The sequence below is a fragment of the Clostridium sp. Cult2 genome, assembly GCF_021655075.1.
GTDB lineage: Bacteria > Bacillota > Clostridia > Tissierellales > Tepidimicrobiaceae > Schnuerera.
Window position 1 is genome coordinate 18,414 of the sequence record NZ_PPXX01000058.1, and the last position, 15,926, is coordinate 34,339.

The window sequence follows — 15,926 nt, forward strand, 5'->3', positions numbered from 1 at the left end:
TTATGATAAAATAAATATATTAATAGTTTGGAGGTCAAAAATGAAAAATATTATTATAACAAACAACAAATATGTATATGAAAAATATAAGGATACTAATGAAATCAAATATGATGAAGATTTTACTTATTTAGATGTATTGGAATATGTTAGGGATAAGATTCACAAGGGACATAAGCTTTTAACCCATCCTCTATCTGGAAGTGTGAAGCCCAACGAAACCCCTTATAAAACCATAATGATAAGTAAAAATAAAGATTCTATGGATTATGATAGTTTGATGATTATTGAGAAAAGTATTACTACAGCTAAAAAGTTTATTAAAAATAAACCTACACCTAATTGGACGGAAAAGGTTCTTGATGATTTTAGAGTAATTGATTTGACCTTGATAGAAAATGTAATGAATAAAATAATTTAACAAATAAATAATCCCTTCACTGAAGGGATTTTCTTTATTTACAAATCTTTTAATCCATCTTCTATTAATTTTGATAACTCCACAATGGCTTCCTCTTCATCCTCACCTTTAGCAATTATGGTTATCTCTTCACCATGAAATGCTCCTAAAGACATGACTCCAATAATACTTTTCCCATTTACCTTTTTACCTTCTAACTCAATATATATATTACTTGAAAATTTATTTGCTATTTGAACAAATAATGCAGCTGGCCTAGCATGCAATCCAACTTCATTATTAAGAATTACATTTTTCCTTATCACGTCTCATTCTCCCTTCTTTTTAAGTCTTCTACAATTTCATCAATTCGTCTAAATCTATGATTTACTCCAGATTTCCCTACTGTGGGTTTTAGCATGGTTCCCAATTCTTTAAGACTTGCTTCCCTATATTGTAATCTCAATTTAGCAATTTCCTGTAGATTTTTAGGTAACTTTTCTATTCCTATTCTACTATCTATATATTGAATGTTTTCCACCTGGCGCAAAGAAGCATCTATGGTCTTACCTAGATTAGCAGTTTCACAATTTACAAGTCTATTAATATTGTTTCGTACATCCTTAAATACTCTAATATCTTCAAACTTAAGTAATGCTTGATGGGCTCCCATTATATTTAATATATCGACTATCTGTTGTCCTTCTTTAATATATACTACATAATTTTCTTTCCTAACTACTATTTTCGAATCCAGGTTAAAGGAATTTATTATTTCTGACAAATCTTTACCGTGTTCCATGGTATTAGTTACATACTCTAAATGATAAGCTTTTTCTGGATTACTAACGGAACCTCCACCTAAAAAAGCACCTCTAATATAAGCCCTTCTACAACATCTATTTTCTATTAAACTCTTTGGGGTTTTATAGTCTACAGTATAGTAACTACTATCCTCATCTGTTAAAAATCCTACATCTTTCAATATTTCCCTAGTTATTTCCATGCTATTTACAATTATTAGGTAATTATTGTTCTTTTTTAATTGTCTATTCCTTCTTACCATTACTTCCATGTCTGTATCATATAAAATTTTTAGTAAAGTAAATATTCTTCTTGCAATGGCAGCGTTTTCCGTACCAAATTTCAAACTAATTCTTTTCATTCCAGTTATTTGAATTGTACCACTCATTCTAACAATAGCAGCTAACTCTGCTATGGCACAACACCTATTTTCTATAGGCAATCTTGATAACTCATTTTTAGTTGTTGACGAAAAAGACATTATATCTCTCCTACTTTAACTTTATATTAACTTTAATACTTTTTTAATGATTTTTCTCTCATCATTATATTTAACTATATCCTTTACCCTGTCCTTGTGAACAAAAGTAGCTTCTATAAAACCTTCCTTTTTCAAAGGAATAGACTCCATGCTATTGGCTTTCATTAGATACCAATGAACTGTTTTAAAAACCGTTTCATTCCCTTTAATATTTTTATAAGTATAATGAACCATGCCTATATATCTTATTATTTCAGCCTTAACACCACTTTCCTCAAAAACCTCTCTAATGGCAGCTTCTCTAATGTTTTCATCTTTCTCTACTCTTCCCTTTGGTAATACCCAATCTCCGTTAAATTTTTTTAATAATAGTATGGCGTTCCCAAATATTACCACACCCCCAGCGCTTATCTCTTCAACCACCAAAACCAACTCCCATTAATATTAACTATATGGATATTAAGCTTATTATACTACAAATAAAAACATTATGCTAAATTTTTTTAAATTGTACCCAATATCATAGTACTTAGATGATATAATAGTTAGTGAATAATATTTTTAGGGAGGTTTCATTTATGAAATTAGATATGGATTATGTAGTAGATAAACTTGTATCCTTGCTAAATATCTCTAGCCCTTCAGGTAATACGAAGAAAGCTATAGATTTTGTTGAAAAGGAATTCAATTCTATGGGAGTTCCTACCTATAAGACTAATAAAGGCGCATTAATTGCTACTATTACTGGTGAAAATCAAGAAAAGGAAATTACTTTATCTGGTCATGTCGATACTTTAGGTGGAATGGTAAAGGAAATTAAATCTAACGGAAGAATTAAACTTACCCAAATTGGAGGATATGTTTGGAGTACTGTAGAAGGAGAATATGTTAATATTGAAAGTAGCAATGGAAAGTTATATTCTGGTACCATACTCACGACTAAAGCCTCTTCCCATGTTCATGGACAGGAAACCAAAACCATTGAAAGAGATATGCATAATATGGAGATTAGGTTAGATGAGAAGGTCTCCTCCAAAGAAGATGTAGAAAAATTAGGCATTAATGTTGGGGACTTCATATTTTTTGACCCTAGAACCATTGTTACTGACAGTGGATTTATTAAATCTAGACATTTAGACGATAAGGCTGGTGTTGCTTCTATATTAGGAATTGCCAAATATCTAGTTGATAATAATATTAAACCAAAATATACTACTAACTTTTTTGTAAGCAATTATGAAGAAGTAGGTCATGGTGCTAGTGCAGCTATTCCTAAAAAGACCTTTGAATTCATTGCAATAGACATGGCTGCTCCTGGAGAAGGTCAAACTTCCGATGAATATAGTGTAACCATATGTGCCAAGGATAGTTCAGGTCCTTATGATTTAGAGCTAAAAAACAAACTGGTTAATTTGGCAGAAGACAATGATTTAAATTATAAAATTGATATATATCCCTATTATGGTTCTGATGGTTCTGCAGCATTAAGAGCAGGTTATGATTTTAGGGTAGGATTAATTGGTCCTGGAGTGGATGCCTCCCATTCTTTTGAAAGAACTCATAGAGACGCTTTAGAAAACACTATTAGATTAGGTATATTATACCTAATCTAATAGACTGACAATCCACCTATGATATAATATAATTACTTAATATTTCCACGTTTAATTTTAAGTAAATTTTGTAAAATATAGATGAGGTGGTTTTATGAGTATTAATGAAAAATTTATTATAAACTTACAGGGCAAATCCTATGTAACCTATGAAGGACTATTGGATTTAGCCCACCAAAAGAATTTAAAGTCCATCCAAGTAGAATTGATTCAAATCCCAAATAGGGAAAATAATATGACAGCCATATGTAAAGCCACTGCTACAACTGAAAATGAAGTATATACGGATTTAGGAGATGCTAGTCCTCAATCCGTTAATTCTACAATAGTACCTCATTTAATTAGAATGGCTTCTACTCGCGCTAAAGCAAGGGTTTTAAGGGATTTGACTAATGTGGGGATGACAGCCTTTGAAGAATTGTCTGTAGAAGATACGGTAAGTGAAACTGAAGAAAACTATATGCCTAATCTATCAGAACCCCCAACTAAAAGACAGTTGGAAACCATTAAAAAGTTAGCGGAAGAATTGAATACACCTATTAACTATGACAATCTCACAAAAAAGTCAGCTGGTAGTTTGATATCCAAGATGTTAGAGGAAGTTAAAAAGAGTTAATAATTTGAGGGGCGTTTTCATCGCCCCTAACTATCATATTTTGTCATTCTGAACATAAGTGAAGAATCCTAAACATCTATAAAAGAAAGATCCTTCGCTATCGCTCAGGATGACATTTGCAAATTGCTGTCAACCTAAGGGTTGATTAGCTTACTCCTTTAAACGTAGTATTTGTTTGCTCTGTTTTTCCCAATTTCTATTAATATTTTACTTAGTTCTAAAGAGTCATGACGAATATAATCCTTTTTTATATCTATCAAATTTCCCTTTATTACTTCAATATTTTTGGAGTTTAATATTTCTTCATCCTTTTCCCCCAAAATCACAGGCTCCGACCCATCCGAAGCATATTTAGATAGTATTTCTTCAGGTATTTTCTCAATATTAACAATTACATAATCTAAAAAATCTTCCCTACTATGAGTAAGTATGCCCTCTACATGATTCAATACCGTATATCCATCAGTTTCTCCTGGTTGAGTCATCACATTTGTAATATATACTTTAGAACCTTTTGCCTTATATATGGTATCTACTATATTGTTTACCAATAAATTAGGGACTACACTGGTATACAAACTCCCAGGACCTAATACTATTAAATCTGCTTCTTCAATGGCTTCTACAGCCTCTACCAAAGGATAACTAACTGTAGGTTCCATATAAATCCGTTTTATTCTACTGGACAATTCTTTATTTTTTAAAGGAATTTCCGACTCACCTTTAACAGTATGACCATTTTCCAACATTGCATATAATGTAACATCTTCTAAAGTCATAGGTAAAACCTTCCCCGTTACAGCTAATACATTGCTTGTTTCTTTTATGGCCATCTCAAAACTTCCATATATTTCATTCATAGCAGCAATAAATAGATTGCCAAAATTTTGTCCTTTTAATAACCCTTCATTAAATCTGTATTGGAGTAATTTTTCCATAGTAGGCTCTGTATTGGCCAATGCTAATATACAGGACCTAATATCTCCTGGTGGAAGCATGCCTAAATCCTCTCTTAATATACCAGAACCTCCTCCATCATCTGCCACCGTTACAATTGCAGTAATATTAGATGTGTACTCTTTAAGACCTCTTAACAGTACTGATAACCCAGTTCCTCCTCCAATAACAACGACTTTTGGTCCTTTGGATAATACCATTTCCCTATAGATTATATTGCTAATATCATTTCCACTGATATTGCCATTTAGACTATTTTTCTTAACTCCTTTAAAGATTTGGCAAAATGATTTTTTAATTGAAAATACAATGAGAATAATACCAATTATTGAAAATATAATCTTTATGCTCATTCTATAATTAGCCAAAAATTCATATATAAAGCTGGAAACCCCAATGGATAACAAAAATATTCCAAGAACTCCTAATGATATCCAGCCTAACATAATTAGTGCAGGTCTATATTTTTTATCCATAAATCTATACCCCTTTATGCTAATTTATAGTCTCTATGACTGACAATAGCCCTATGTTCATTTTCTTTAAGCCTTTTTTCTATTTCATTTGCAATAGCAACTGATCTATGTTTTCCACCAGTACATCCTATTCCTATTATTAATTGAGTTTTACCTTCTTTTATATAATTAGGAATTAGAAATTCCAACATATCCATTAATTTGTCTACAAATATATTCGTTTGTTCCCAGTCAAATACATACTTTCGCACATTTTCATCTTCTCCAGTAAAATCCCTCAATTCAGGTATATAATAGGGATTTGGAATAAATCTTACATCAAATACTAAATCTGCATCTAATAAAATCCCATGTTTAAATCCAAAGGATACTACGGATATAGTTAACTTCCTTAATTCTAGTCCCTCGAAAAATATTTTATATATTTCTTCTTTAAGCATTCCAATTGTAAGTTTAGATGTATCTATTATAAAATCAGCCTTGTTTTTAACCTCTTGAAGCAATTTCCTTTCTTCTAGAATTCCATCTATTATTCTGCCGTTTTGATTTAATGGATGAGGCCTTCTTAATTCCTTATACCTTTTAATCAATACATTATCCAATGCATCTAAGAATAGGATTCTATATTTTATTCCCTTTTCATTTAGCTCTTCTAGCCCTTTAAACAAATCTTCAAAGAATATACCTCCCCTAATATCTACCACTACAGCCACCTTATCAATATTTCTTTTAGACTGATAACAGAGTTCAGCAAACTTAGGTAGCAAAGCAGGAGGTAGATTATCCATACAATAATAACCTATGTCTTCCATAGCTTTCATGGCTTGACTCTTACCTGCTCCAGACATTCCTGTAATTATTACAAATTCCATTACACCTTCACCTCCAGAATTTAATCCTCTAGGTTCTTTATCCTATGAAGAGGAATATTAGCCTTTTGTGCTCTTTTTATCCCTTCTTCAACATTCCCTACATTTGTTGGATTATGAGCATCACTATTTATATAAAATTCTACCTTAGTCCCTAAAGCTATCTTAATATTTTCTATGGATAATTGGCTATGACTTGAATTGATTTCCAAAGCTACATTTTTTTCAAAAGCTGCTCTTCCAATTTTCTCAATATCCAATTTTGCTTTAGACCCAGGATGAGTTATTATATTGACTGGATATTTATTAATTGCTTTTATCAATGCATCAGTGTTTTTTTCAATAATCCAATCTCTATAAATAGGTAATACCTTAGACAATGGGTTCAATATATACATAAATAAGCCATCTTTTATTGAATTTGGTGTAACTCCATAATGGTATCCTAATAAGAGTATATCAATAATATCGAGTATATCTTCATCTACGTCTATAGTACCATCATAACCAGTTATATTAGCCTCTACACCTAATAGAATTTTAATCCCTTTGCTTTTATATTCTTTATTCAATCCATCTATTTCTTCCCTCATTTGAAATAGATGATTTTTCTTTACGCCATATAGGTAATGGGCTGGTCCATGGTCACATATGGCAATTTCTTTTAGCCCTTTCCTAAAGGCTACTTCTACATTTTCTACTATAGTTCCTTTTCCATGACTATAGATGGTATGAGTATGATAATCTCCTTTTATTTTCATTTTCTTCCCTTTCTAGTCATCCCCTATGATTTTTATCTCTGGTTCCAACATTATATTGAATTTGTCATAAACTATCTTTTGAACCGTTTTTATAAGAGTGAAAACCTCATTAAAGGTTGCTTCTCCCCTATTTACCATGAAACCACAATGTTTTTCAGAAACCTGAGCATCCCCGTATCTAATACCTCTAAGACCAGCGTCATCTATTAGCTTTCCTGCATAGAAACCTATAGGTCTTTTAAAAGTACTTCCACCACTAGGTAAATCCAATGGTTGTTTAGAAACTCGTCTATGAGTAAAATCCCTCATTTTTTCTTCTATTTGGGAATACTCGCCTTTTCCCAACTGAAATTCTACTCCTAAAACCACCAGCTCTTTGTCTATAACTGTACTGCCTCTATATCTAAAATTCATCTCTACATTGCTCAGTTCCACCACATTATTATTTATGTCTAAAACTCTTACTTTAGTTACAATATCCTTCATCTCTCCGCCATAGGCTCCAGCGTTCATAGTAACAGCTCCCCCTATGGTACCTGGGATTCCACTAGCAAATTCAAAACCAGCTAAAGATTCTTTCAAAACTCGCTTTGCAATTACAGATAATAAAGTTCCGCCTTGACAAACTGCTTTATCCCCTTCTATTTTTAAATTGTCAAACCCATTTGCAATCTTAATAACAACTCCTCTTATGCCCGTATCCTTTACTAATAGGTTGGTTCCATTCCCCATAATAAAATATTTTATATGATTATATCTACAAAATTTTATGGATTCAATAATATCTTCTTCTCTACTAGGTACTATCATTACATCTGCTGGTCCCCCAATTTTAAAGGAAGTATGGTTTTTCATAGGTTCATCAAATAATATCTCTCCAAAACTTTTATCTTTAAATAATGTATGAAGTTTAGATTTTTCCAAAGTACCACTCCTATATATTAGTTTTGATTCTTTAATTTATCTACCTCTATTTTAGCATCTTCTATAGCCTCATAGGAAGCTTTTTCTCCTAGAATAGCCTTTCTTATCTCTTCCTGTACTATAGCATCGATTTCAGTCCAATTATCTATAAAAGGTATATATTCTGCATAAACAAGGCTCTCCTCAATTTTCTTCATCTTAATATTTTCCAAATACATATCCTTTATTCCACGGTTTACCGTAAATAAACCAATTTTTTCTAAAGATTTTTGATTAGATTCGTTGGTTAAATATTTTAAAAACTTAACACACATTTTCGTCTTTTTAGAGTCTTCTTTCTTTATAATTCCATATGAAACTATATCATTACTAAGAGCTACTGGCAAATCCTTGTCTCCTATTGGATAGTTGACTATATCAAAATTAAATCCATTACCACTTCCATATAATTGTTCTAAAAAATTTGATACCCAAGCTCCTCCAATAGTAATGGCAGCGTTCTGATCTTTATAAAACATTTCCCAAGCATCTTTCTCATTTATTATACCAAAATAATCTGGTACCACCTTGTGTTTGTCTTTCAAATCTATAATCTTTTCCATTCCCTTAATAGCCTTTTCTCCATAAAAATTATACTCCATTCTCTTAGGATTAATTAGTTCTCCACCATCAGATAATATGATTCCCCAAATATTATAATCATTAGCACCAACACTTGCAATAAAACCATATTGATCTATTATACCATCTCCCTTTGAATCATAGGTAAGCTGTTTTAGGCTATCGATAAATTCTTCATAAGTCCAGTTTCCATTTACAGGAGGAGAAATACCCCTTTCATAGAATTTATCTAAATTAATATACATAACATTGGTACTTATACCAATGGGTATTGCTACAAGATTTTTATTGTAAGTAACAGATTTTAATACATGATGTTTAAATTTCTCCAATTCTTCTTTATTAAAATATTCATCTAGAGGTTCTAATATATTGAAATCAAAGAAGTTTGAATTTACAGAAATAATATCTGGAATCTCATCCACATCCTTACTATTATTTATATTATCATAAAACCTATCCCAATCCATAGGGGCAAGTTCTATATATACCCCTGGATTTCGTCTTTCAAAAAATCTGATTCTCTCTTGTAGCCATCTATAATGATTCCCTTTACTAATATTATTCCAGGGTATATCCCCTATTTCTATTATACCCTTATATGGTTCTTCTTCTACCTCTTCCAATACAATAAAATTATTAATAAATAGATTATAAGTCCAAATAAATATAAAACCAAGTAAAATGAAAGAAATAATTTTACGCAAAACGGCCACCTCCTACAATATAATTATTCATAGAAAGTGACCATTATGTAAGGATTATATAATTGGATAAATACTAAAAAGGCAGGCTTAATCCTTGCCTACCCCATAATTCATATGTGGGACAGCGAGAACCGTCCCCGCTGTCCCATATTTCTAGTCTTCTGCCATCTTCTTATATTTTTCGTATCTTTCCTTAGCATCTTGTTCTGCTGCTGCAAATAGTTCATCAGCTTGCTCTGGGAAGGTTCGACGTAAGGATGTATATCTTACTTCTGAGTTTAAGAAATCCATAAATGGTTTTGTTGGTTCTTTTGAATCTAGTACAAATGGATTCTTACCTACTTCTTTTAATCTTGGGTCGAATCTATATAGATGCCAGTATCCAGTTTCAACAGCTTTCTTTTCTTGTGCAATACTTGTTCCCATACCAGTTGTTATGCCATGGTTGATACATGGTGCATAAGCTATTACTAGAGATGGTCCATCATAGGATTCTGCTTCTTGTAATGCTTTCATTAATTGATTCATATTAGCTCCTAAAGCTACTTGTGCTACATACACATATCCATAAGAAGCTGCAATCATACCTAAATCTTTCTTCCTTACCTTTTTACCAGAAGCTGCAAACTTAGCAACTGCTGCTGTTGGTGTAGACTTTGATGATTGCCCACCTGTATTGGAATATACTTCTGTATCGAATACAAGCACATTTACATTTTCTCCTGAAGCTAATACATGATCTAATCCACCAAATCCTATATCATAAGCCCAACCGTCTCCACCAAATATCCAAATGGATTTTTTGATTAGATAGTCTTTTAATTCAGCAATTTCTTTAAGAATTGCATTGCCTCTTTCATTGGATAATTCTTTATCTAATTTTGGTATTATAGTTCCTGCTGCAGCTTTAGATGCTGTTGGATCATCTTTTCCTTCTAACCATTGGTTAAAGGCTTCATTTAATTCATTATCTATGTTTAATCTTACAAATTCTTCCATTAATATTTCTAATTTTTCTCTTATCTTCTTAACTGCTACTGCCATACCATATCCATATTCTGCATTATCTTCAAATAGGGAGTTTGCCCAAGCTGGCCCTTTACCTTCCTTATTTGTACAATATGGAGTTGATGGTGCACTTGCTCCCCAAATTGATGAACAACCTGTAGCATTAGCTAATATCATTCTATCACCAAATAGTTGTGTTACTAGTTTAGCATATGGTGTTTCTCCACAACCAGCACATGCTCCTGAGAATTGTAGCAATGGTTGTTTGAATTGGCTATTTTTAACATTAGTAGCTGGTAATAAATCTTCTTTAGGTTCTACATTATCTATAGCATAGTCCCAATTCTTTGATTGTACTTCATAATGTTCTTCAAATGGTTTCATAACTAATGCTTTTTCCTTTGCAGGACATACATCAGCACAGTTTCCACATCCTGTACAATCTAATGGAGAAATTTGCATACGGAATTCAAGTCCTTCTAATCCTTTACCTATAGCTTTCTTCGTTTCAAAGGTTTCTGGTGCATTTTTCTTCTCTTCCTCATCCAATAAGAATGGTCTTATTACCGCATGAGGACATACATAGGAACATTGGTTACACTGGATACAATTTTCTATTATCCATTCTGGTACCTCCACTGCAATACCACGTTTTTCATAGGCTGCTGTTCCATGTGGAAATGCTCCATCTTCTCTACCAACAAAAGTACTTACTGGTAACTTATCTCCTTCTTGTCTTGTCATTGGAATTACCACATCTTTAATGAACTCTGGTACTTCTTTTTCTTCTGCTTGTGGTTCATCTATAGCATCTTTCCAGGATTCAGGTATATCAACTTTCACTAAAGCATCTATTCCTCTATCTACTGCTTCATAATTCATATTGACTATTTTTTCACCTTTTCTTCCATAGGTCTTTTCAATGGAATCTTTTAGGTGTTTTATTGCCTCGTCTAATGGTAGAACCTCAGCAAGTTTAAAGAATGCAGCTTGCATTATCATATTAGTTCTTCCACCAAGGCCTATATCATTGGCTATCTTTGTTGCATCTATAATGTAAAAGTCAATATTGTGTTCTGCTAAATATCTCTTCATTTCAGCTGGTAGATTATCTCCAACTTCATCTTTATTCCAGTTACAGTTCAGAAGGAAATTCCCTCCATCTTTCAATCCACTTAGTAAATCATATTGATATACATAGGATTGTTTTGAACAAGAAATAAAATCAGCTTCGTCGATTAAATAAGTAGATTTTATTGGTTCATGCCCAAATCTTAAGTGAGATATTGTTACACCACCAGATTTTTTACTATCGTATGCAAAATACCCTTGGGCGTACATATCTGTATCATCACCGATTATCTTTATAGCACTCTTATTAGCTCCTACAGTACCATCGGATCCAAATCCCCAGAATTTACATCTAATAGTTCCTTCTGGTTCAGTATTTATTTCTTCTTTTATTTCTAAGGATGTATGAGTAACATCATCTATAATTCCTATGGTAAATCTATCTTTTGGTTCATCTTCTTTTAGATTATCGAATACAGCTTTAATTTGTGATGGTGTAGTATCTTTAGATCCTAAACCATATCTTCCACCAACAATTACTGGTCGTAATTCCGATTCATAGAATACACTCTTAATGTCTAAGTGTAGTGGTTCAGCAATGGCACCTTTCTCTTTTGTCCTATCAAGAACAGCAATTTTCTTAACGGATTTTGGTAATACATCTAAGAAATATTTTGCAGAGAATGGTCTATATAGATGAACCTTAACAACTCCAACCTTTTCACCTTTATCCATTAGATAATCAATAGTTTCTTCTATAGATTCAGTTACTGAACCCATAGCAACAATTATTCTTTCAGCTTCTGGGTGTCCATAGTAATTAAAAGGCTTGTAGTCTCTACCTGTTATCTTATTTATTTCTTTCATATAATTGATTACAACTTCAACAATATTTTCATAATATGGATTTGAGGCTTCCATTGCTTGGAAATAAATATCTGGGTTTTGAGCAGTTCCCTTTGTATATGGATGCTCTGGATTTAAAGATCTGTTTCTAAACTCATTTAGTGCTTCATAATCCACTAATTTCTTTAATTCCTCATAATCCATTACTTCAATTTTTTGAATTTCGTGACTTGTTCTAAATCCATCAAAGAAATGTAAAAAAGGTACTCTTCCCTTTATAGCTGCTAGATGGGCAACTCCTGCTAAATCCATTACTTCCTGTACGCTGCCAGATGCAAGTAAAGCAAATCCTGTTTGTCTTGCAGCCATTACGTCTTGATGATCTCCAAATATGCTTAATGCATGACCTGCGAGAGCTCTTGCAGATACGTGAAATACAGCTGGAAGTAGCTCACCAGCCATTTTATACATATTTGGTATCATTAGTAATAATCCTTGAGAAGCAGTAAAAGTAGTAGTTAATGCACCTGCTGATAGGGAACCATGAACCGCACCAGCAGCTCCTGCTTCCGATTGCATTTCTGTTACCAATACATTCTGGTCAAAGATATTTTTTCTACCATGGGCAGACCATTCATCAACAAGTTCAGCCATATTGGATGATGGTGTAATTGGATATATAGCTGCTACATCAGTAAAAGCATAAGCCACATGGGCTGCAGCAGTATTACCATCCATGGTTTTCATAACTTTTGTCATTAATAGACCCCCTTATATGATAATACAGTATAAATAATTCAAATAAAGTTTAACCTTTACTGTAATTAATTTCATCTACAAATTAAGTATATTAAACATCAATAATAAAGTCAACCAATTACTATATGATTTTGTCCCTCCTTGCTTTAGCCCTTTTCTTTATCTTATTATTCAACTCTACAGCTGCATTATAGCCAAGTTTTTTCTGTCTTGTATTTCTTGCAGCCACTTCAATAATCATGGCTAAATTTCTGCCTGGTCTTACTGGAATAACTAATTTTGGTACTTTAACACCTAGTAGTTCTATAGAATCCCCATCCAGTCCAACCCGGTCGTATTCTTTAGTACTATCCCAAAATTCAAATTCAATAACTAAATCAATAAATTCATTACTCTTAATAGCCCCTACTCCATATAGTCTTTCAATATCTAGTATTCCTATACCTCGTATCTCCATAAAGTATCTAATTAAATCTGGAGCCTCTCCCCTTAAGCCTTCTTCAACTTTTTTAATCTCAACTACATCATCAGCTACTAGACGATGGCCTCTTTTAATTAGCTCTAAAGCTGTTTCGCTTTTCCCTACACCACTTTCACCCATGATTAGTATACCCATTCCATAGACTTCTACTAAAACACCATGGACAGTAGTTTCAGGAGCTAAAACATAATCGAGATAGTTTATTAGTAGATTAACAAATTTAGTTGTAGATAATTCTGTTCTTAATATACTTCTATTGTAATGGATGCCTAATTTTAACATCTCTGGAAATACTGGAAGTTCTCTTGATATAATAATAGCAGGAAAAGGGTAGGAAAATATTTTATCAAATCTGTCATAGCGTACATCCTCTGTTAAGCTATTACAATAATGCCATTCTACATTTCCAATTATTTGCAATCTTTCATGGGCAAATTTGTCATAGTATCCTGATAGTTGAAGACCAGGTCTATTGATTTCACTAGCATTAATCTTTATTTCTTCTATATTATCAGCCTTAAAGACTACCTCCATTTTTAAATCTTCAACAATTCTATCTAAAGTTATATAATCCATATTATCTCTCCTTATTTTTATTAAAATGGTTATATAAATCTTCTGCTACTTTTCTATTCATACTTTTTACCTGAGCTAATTCCTCTACAGAGGCTTTTTTAATATTGTCTATGGAATAAAAATGTTTGAGAAGTTCCTTCTTCCTTTTTTCTCCTATACCCCTTATATCATCTAATTCGGATTTAAACATCTTTTTACTCCTTAAACTCCTATGATAGGATATGGCAAATCTATGAGCTTCCTCTTGTATCTTATATATTAGTCTAAATCCAGCACTATCTTCTTCTAAGTTTATCTCCCGGTTATTATAGATAATACCCCTTGTATTATGGAATTCATCTTTAACCAGTCCACAAACAGGAATATCTAGATTCAATTCCTCCAAAACATTTAATGCTATATTTACTTGTCCTTTTCCACCATCTATCATTATTAAATCAGGAAAGACAGAAAATCCTTTTATTTCTATATTATTTTCCTTCATTATCTCTTTTTCTTTTAATCCTCTAATAAATCTTCTCTTAATAACTTCCTCCATACTCTTATAATCATCAGGAGTAGTTACAGTCTGAATTTTAAACCTTCTATAATCGCTCTTTTTAGGTCTTGCCTGTTCAAATACAACCATAGAACCTACAGATAAAACACCAGATATATTAGAAATATCATATGCTTCTATTCTATAGGGAATATTCTCTAACCCTAATACAAACTTTAATTGTTCTAACCCATTCTCTTCTTGCCTTTGTCTTCTCAAGAATTTATCTCCATGCTGATTTAACATATCCATTGCATTTTTCCTTACCATATCCATAAGCTGAGATTTTTCTCCTCTTTTAGGTACTCGTAAGATAACCTTATTGCCCCTTTTTTCTGACAGCCATTTAGACACTGCTTCAATATCTTCAATTTCCTCTTCTATAAATATCTCCTTGGGAACACAGGCAGTTCCTAGATAAAATTGTTTAATAAAGGAACTAAGGATTTCCTTTCTATCTTCATTAAAAGTATCCGATAGTATGAAATGTTCTCTACCTACTATTTTACCTGCCCTTATAAAAAATACTTGGATACAAACTTCATTTACACCTCTTGCCATACCTATTACATCTTGATCGATAATATTTGAACTTACCATCTTTTGCTTTTCAAGAATAATATTTAGAGAGTTAATTTGATCTCTATACTTAGCAGCATTTTCAAAATCAAGATTCTCTGATGCATTCTTCATCTTTTCTTCAATTACTTCTATTAACTTATCTTCTTTACCGCTTAAAAACATTATTATTTCATCAATCATATCCATATATTTTTTTTCATTAACATTCCCTTGGCAAGGCCCTAAACATCTGCCTATATAGTAATTTAGACAAGGTCTAGTTTTTATACCTTCTTTTTCGAAGTTTTTATTACAAGTCCTTATGGGATAAAGGTTTCTAATTATATCTAAAGTATCGTTAACTGCATAGGCACTTGGATAAGGCCCAAAATATTTAGCACCATCCTTTAAAACATTTCTAGTCTTAATAACTCTAGGAAATGGTTCGTTAGTTGTTACCTTAATATATGGATACTGTTTATCATCTCTTAATAATATATTGTATTTAGGCTTATGTTTCTTAATTAAATTAGCCTCCAATATTAAGGCTTCCACTTCATTATCTACAATTATATATTCAAATTCACGAATATGTTTCACCATTGCATTGACCTTAGGTGGATTGTTTCGAGAAGATTGGAAATATTGTCTAACCCTATTTTTTAAGGATATAGCCTTCCCAACATAGATTATTTGTCCATCTTCATCCTTCATTATATATACCCCAGGTTCATCTGGTAATTTTTTCAACTCTTCATCTATATTAAACATAAAACCACCTTTCAACTTATTAATCATCTTAGTCTAATAATACCATAATAATAATAAAAATAATTAATCAATTATTATAAATAAGT

Annotated in this window: 14 protein-coding genes; 3 read left to right on the plus strand and 11 right to left on the minus strand. The window is 32.1% G+C overall.

The genetic code is table 11. The features are described from left to right. Positions 1-40 precede the first annotated feature (40 nt). Complete coding sequence (locus C3E90_RS06575) at positions 41-421, plus strand: GrdX family protein (protein WP_236914866.1); 381 nt, start codon at positions 41-43, stop codon at positions 419-421. 38 nt (positions 422-459) lie between these two features. On the opposite strand, the gene C3E90_RS06580 is transcribed toward C3E90_RS06575, so the two are convergent. Genes C3E90_RS06580 through C3E90_RS06590 form a run of 3 tightly spaced genes read right to left on the minus strand, consistent with a single transcriptional unit; the run spans position 460 to position 2,108 of the window. Beyond that, positions 460-726, minus strand: a complete 267-nt coding sequence (locus C3E90_RS06580) for an HPr family phosphocarrier protein (RefSeq protein ID WP_236914867.1) — start codon at positions 724-726, stop codon at positions 460-462. After that, positions 723-1,685, minus strand: coding sequence for a DNA-binding protein WhiA (whiA, locus tag C3E90_RS06585; protein ID WP_236914868.1), 963 nt, complete (start codon positions 1,683-1,685; stop codon positions 723-725). The genes C3E90_RS06580 and whiA overlap by 4 nt, the downstream gene beginning before the upstream one ends. Before the next feature lie 21 nt (positions 1,686-1,706). Further along, the gene (locus tag C3E90_RS06590; protein WP_236914869.1) at positions 1,707-2,108 is read right to left on the minus strand and encodes an NUDIX hydrolase; all 402 of its coding nucleotides are present in this window, start codon (positions 2,106-2,108) and stop codon (positions 1,707-1,709) included. A 155-nt stretch (positions 2,109-2,263) separates the two neighbouring features. On the opposite strand from C3E90_RS06590, the gene C3E90_RS06595 reads away from it, so the two are divergent. Both C3E90_RS06595 and C3E90_RS06600 read left to right on the plus strand, forming a co-directional pair. Then, on the plus strand, positions 2,264-3,298 hold the full coding sequence (locus C3E90_RS06595) for a M42 family metallopeptidase (RefSeq protein WP_236914870.1): 1,035 nt from the start codon (positions 2,264-2,266) through the stop codon (positions 3,296-3,298). A gap of 94 nt (positions 3,299-3,392) precedes the next feature. After that, a complete protein-coding gene (locus tag C3E90_RS06600; RefSeq protein WP_236914871.1) occupies positions 3,393-3,914 on the plus strand; it encodes a hypothetical protein in 522 nt (173 codons plus the stop codon). Positions 3,915-4,072: 158 nt separating this feature from the next. Here the strand turns inward: C3E90_RS06600 and C3E90_RS06605 are convergent, their stop codons facing one another. The 8 genes from C3E90_RS06605 to uvrC all read right to left on the minus strand — a co-directional run bounded on the left by C3E90_RS06605 (position 4,073) and on the right by uvrC (position 15,840). Beyond that, on the minus strand, positions 4,073-5,347 hold the full coding sequence (locus C3E90_RS06605) for a gluconeogenesis factor YvcK family protein (RefSeq protein WP_236914872.1): 1,275 nt from the start codon (positions 5,345-5,347) through the stop codon (positions 4,073-4,075). A gap of 14 nt (positions 5,348-5,361) precedes the next feature. Further along, positions 5,362-6,219, minus strand: coding sequence for an RNase adapter RapZ (rapZ, locus tag C3E90_RS06610; RefSeq protein ID WP_236914873.1), 858 nt, complete (start codon positions 6,217-6,219; stop codon positions 5,362-5,364). A 20-nt stretch (positions 6,220-6,239) separates the two neighbouring features. Continuing rightward, the gene (locus C3E90_RS06615; RefSeq protein WP_236914874.1) at positions 6,240-6,977 is read right to left on the minus strand and encodes a PHP domain-containing protein; all 738 of its coding nucleotides are present in this window, start codon (positions 6,975-6,977) and stop codon (positions 6,240-6,242) included. Positions 6,978-6,989: 12 nt separating this feature from the next. Then, positions 6,990-7,901, minus strand: a complete 912-nt coding sequence (murB, locus tag C3E90_RS06620; RefSeq protein ID WP_236914875.1) for a UDP-N-acetylmuramate dehydrogenase — start codon at positions 7,899-7,901, stop codon at positions 6,990-6,992. Positions 7,902-7,918: 17 nt separating this feature from the next. Continuing rightward, a complete protein-coding gene (locus tag C3E90_RS06625; protein WP_236914876.1) occupies positions 7,919-9,229 on the minus strand; it encodes an ABC transporter substrate-binding protein in 1,311 nt (436 codons plus the stop codon). A 153-nt stretch (positions 9,230-9,382) separates the two neighbouring features. Continuing rightward, positions 9,383-12,913 (minus strand): pyruvate:ferredoxin (flavodoxin) oxidoreductase, encoded by a 3,531-nt coding sequence (nifJ, locus tag C3E90_RS06630; protein ID WP_236914877.1) that lies wholly within the window; start codon positions 12,911-12,913, stop codon positions 9,383-9,385. A gap of 121 nt (positions 12,914-13,034) precedes the next feature. Beyond that, complete coding sequence (gene hprK, locus C3E90_RS06635; RefSeq protein ID WP_236914878.1) at positions 13,035-13,970, minus strand: HPr(Ser) kinase/phosphatase; 936 nt, start codon at positions 13,968-13,970, stop codon at positions 13,035-13,037. A 1-nt stretch (position 13,971) separates the two neighbouring features. Further along, entirely contained in the window at positions 13,972-15,840 is a 1,869-nt protein-coding gene (uvrC, locus tag C3E90_RS06640; protein ID WP_236914879.1) for an excinuclease ABC subunit UvrC, read from the minus strand. Positions 15,841-15,926: the final 86 nt, after the last annotated feature.

Excerpts from the sequence above, each read along its gene's own strand:
- C3E90_RS06595 (WP_236914870.1), top strand. The coding sequence starts at position 2,264 with ATGAAATTAGATATGGATTATGTAGTAGATAAACTTGTATCCTTGCTA.
- C3E90_RS06600 (WP_236914871.1), top strand. The coding sequence starts at position 3,393 with ATGAGTATTAATGAAAAATTTATTATAAACTTACAGGGCAAATCCTAT.
- C3E90_RS06575 (WP_236914866.1), top strand. The coding sequence starts at position 41 with ATGAAAAATATTATTATAACAAACAACAAATATGTATATGAAAAATAT.
- nifJ (WP_236914877.1), bottom strand. The coding sequence starts at position 12,913 with ATGACAAAAGTTATGAAAACCATGGATGGTAATACTGCTGCAGCCCAT.
- whiA (WP_236914868.1), bottom strand. The coding sequence starts at position 1,685 with ATGTCTTTTTCGTCAACAACTAAAAATGAGTTATCAAGATTGCCTATA.
- C3E90_RS06615 (WP_236914874.1), bottom strand. The coding sequence starts at position 6,977 with ATGAAAATAAAAGGAGATTATCATACTCATACCATCTATAGTCATGGA.
- rapZ (WP_236914873.1), bottom strand. The coding sequence starts at position 6,219 with ATGGAATTTGTAATAATTACAGGAATGTCTGGAGCAGGTAAGAGTCAA.
- C3E90_RS06605 (WP_236914872.1), bottom strand. The coding sequence starts at position 5,347 with ATGGATAAAAAATATAGACCTGCACTAATTATGTTAGGCTGGATATCA.
- hprK (WP_236914878.1), bottom strand. The coding sequence starts at position 13,970 with ATGGATTATATAACTTTAGATAGAATTGTTGAAGATTTAAAAATGGAG.
- uvrC (WP_236914879.1), bottom strand. The coding sequence starts at position 15,840 with ATGTTTAATATAGATGAAGAGTTGAAAAAATTACCAGATGAACCTGGG.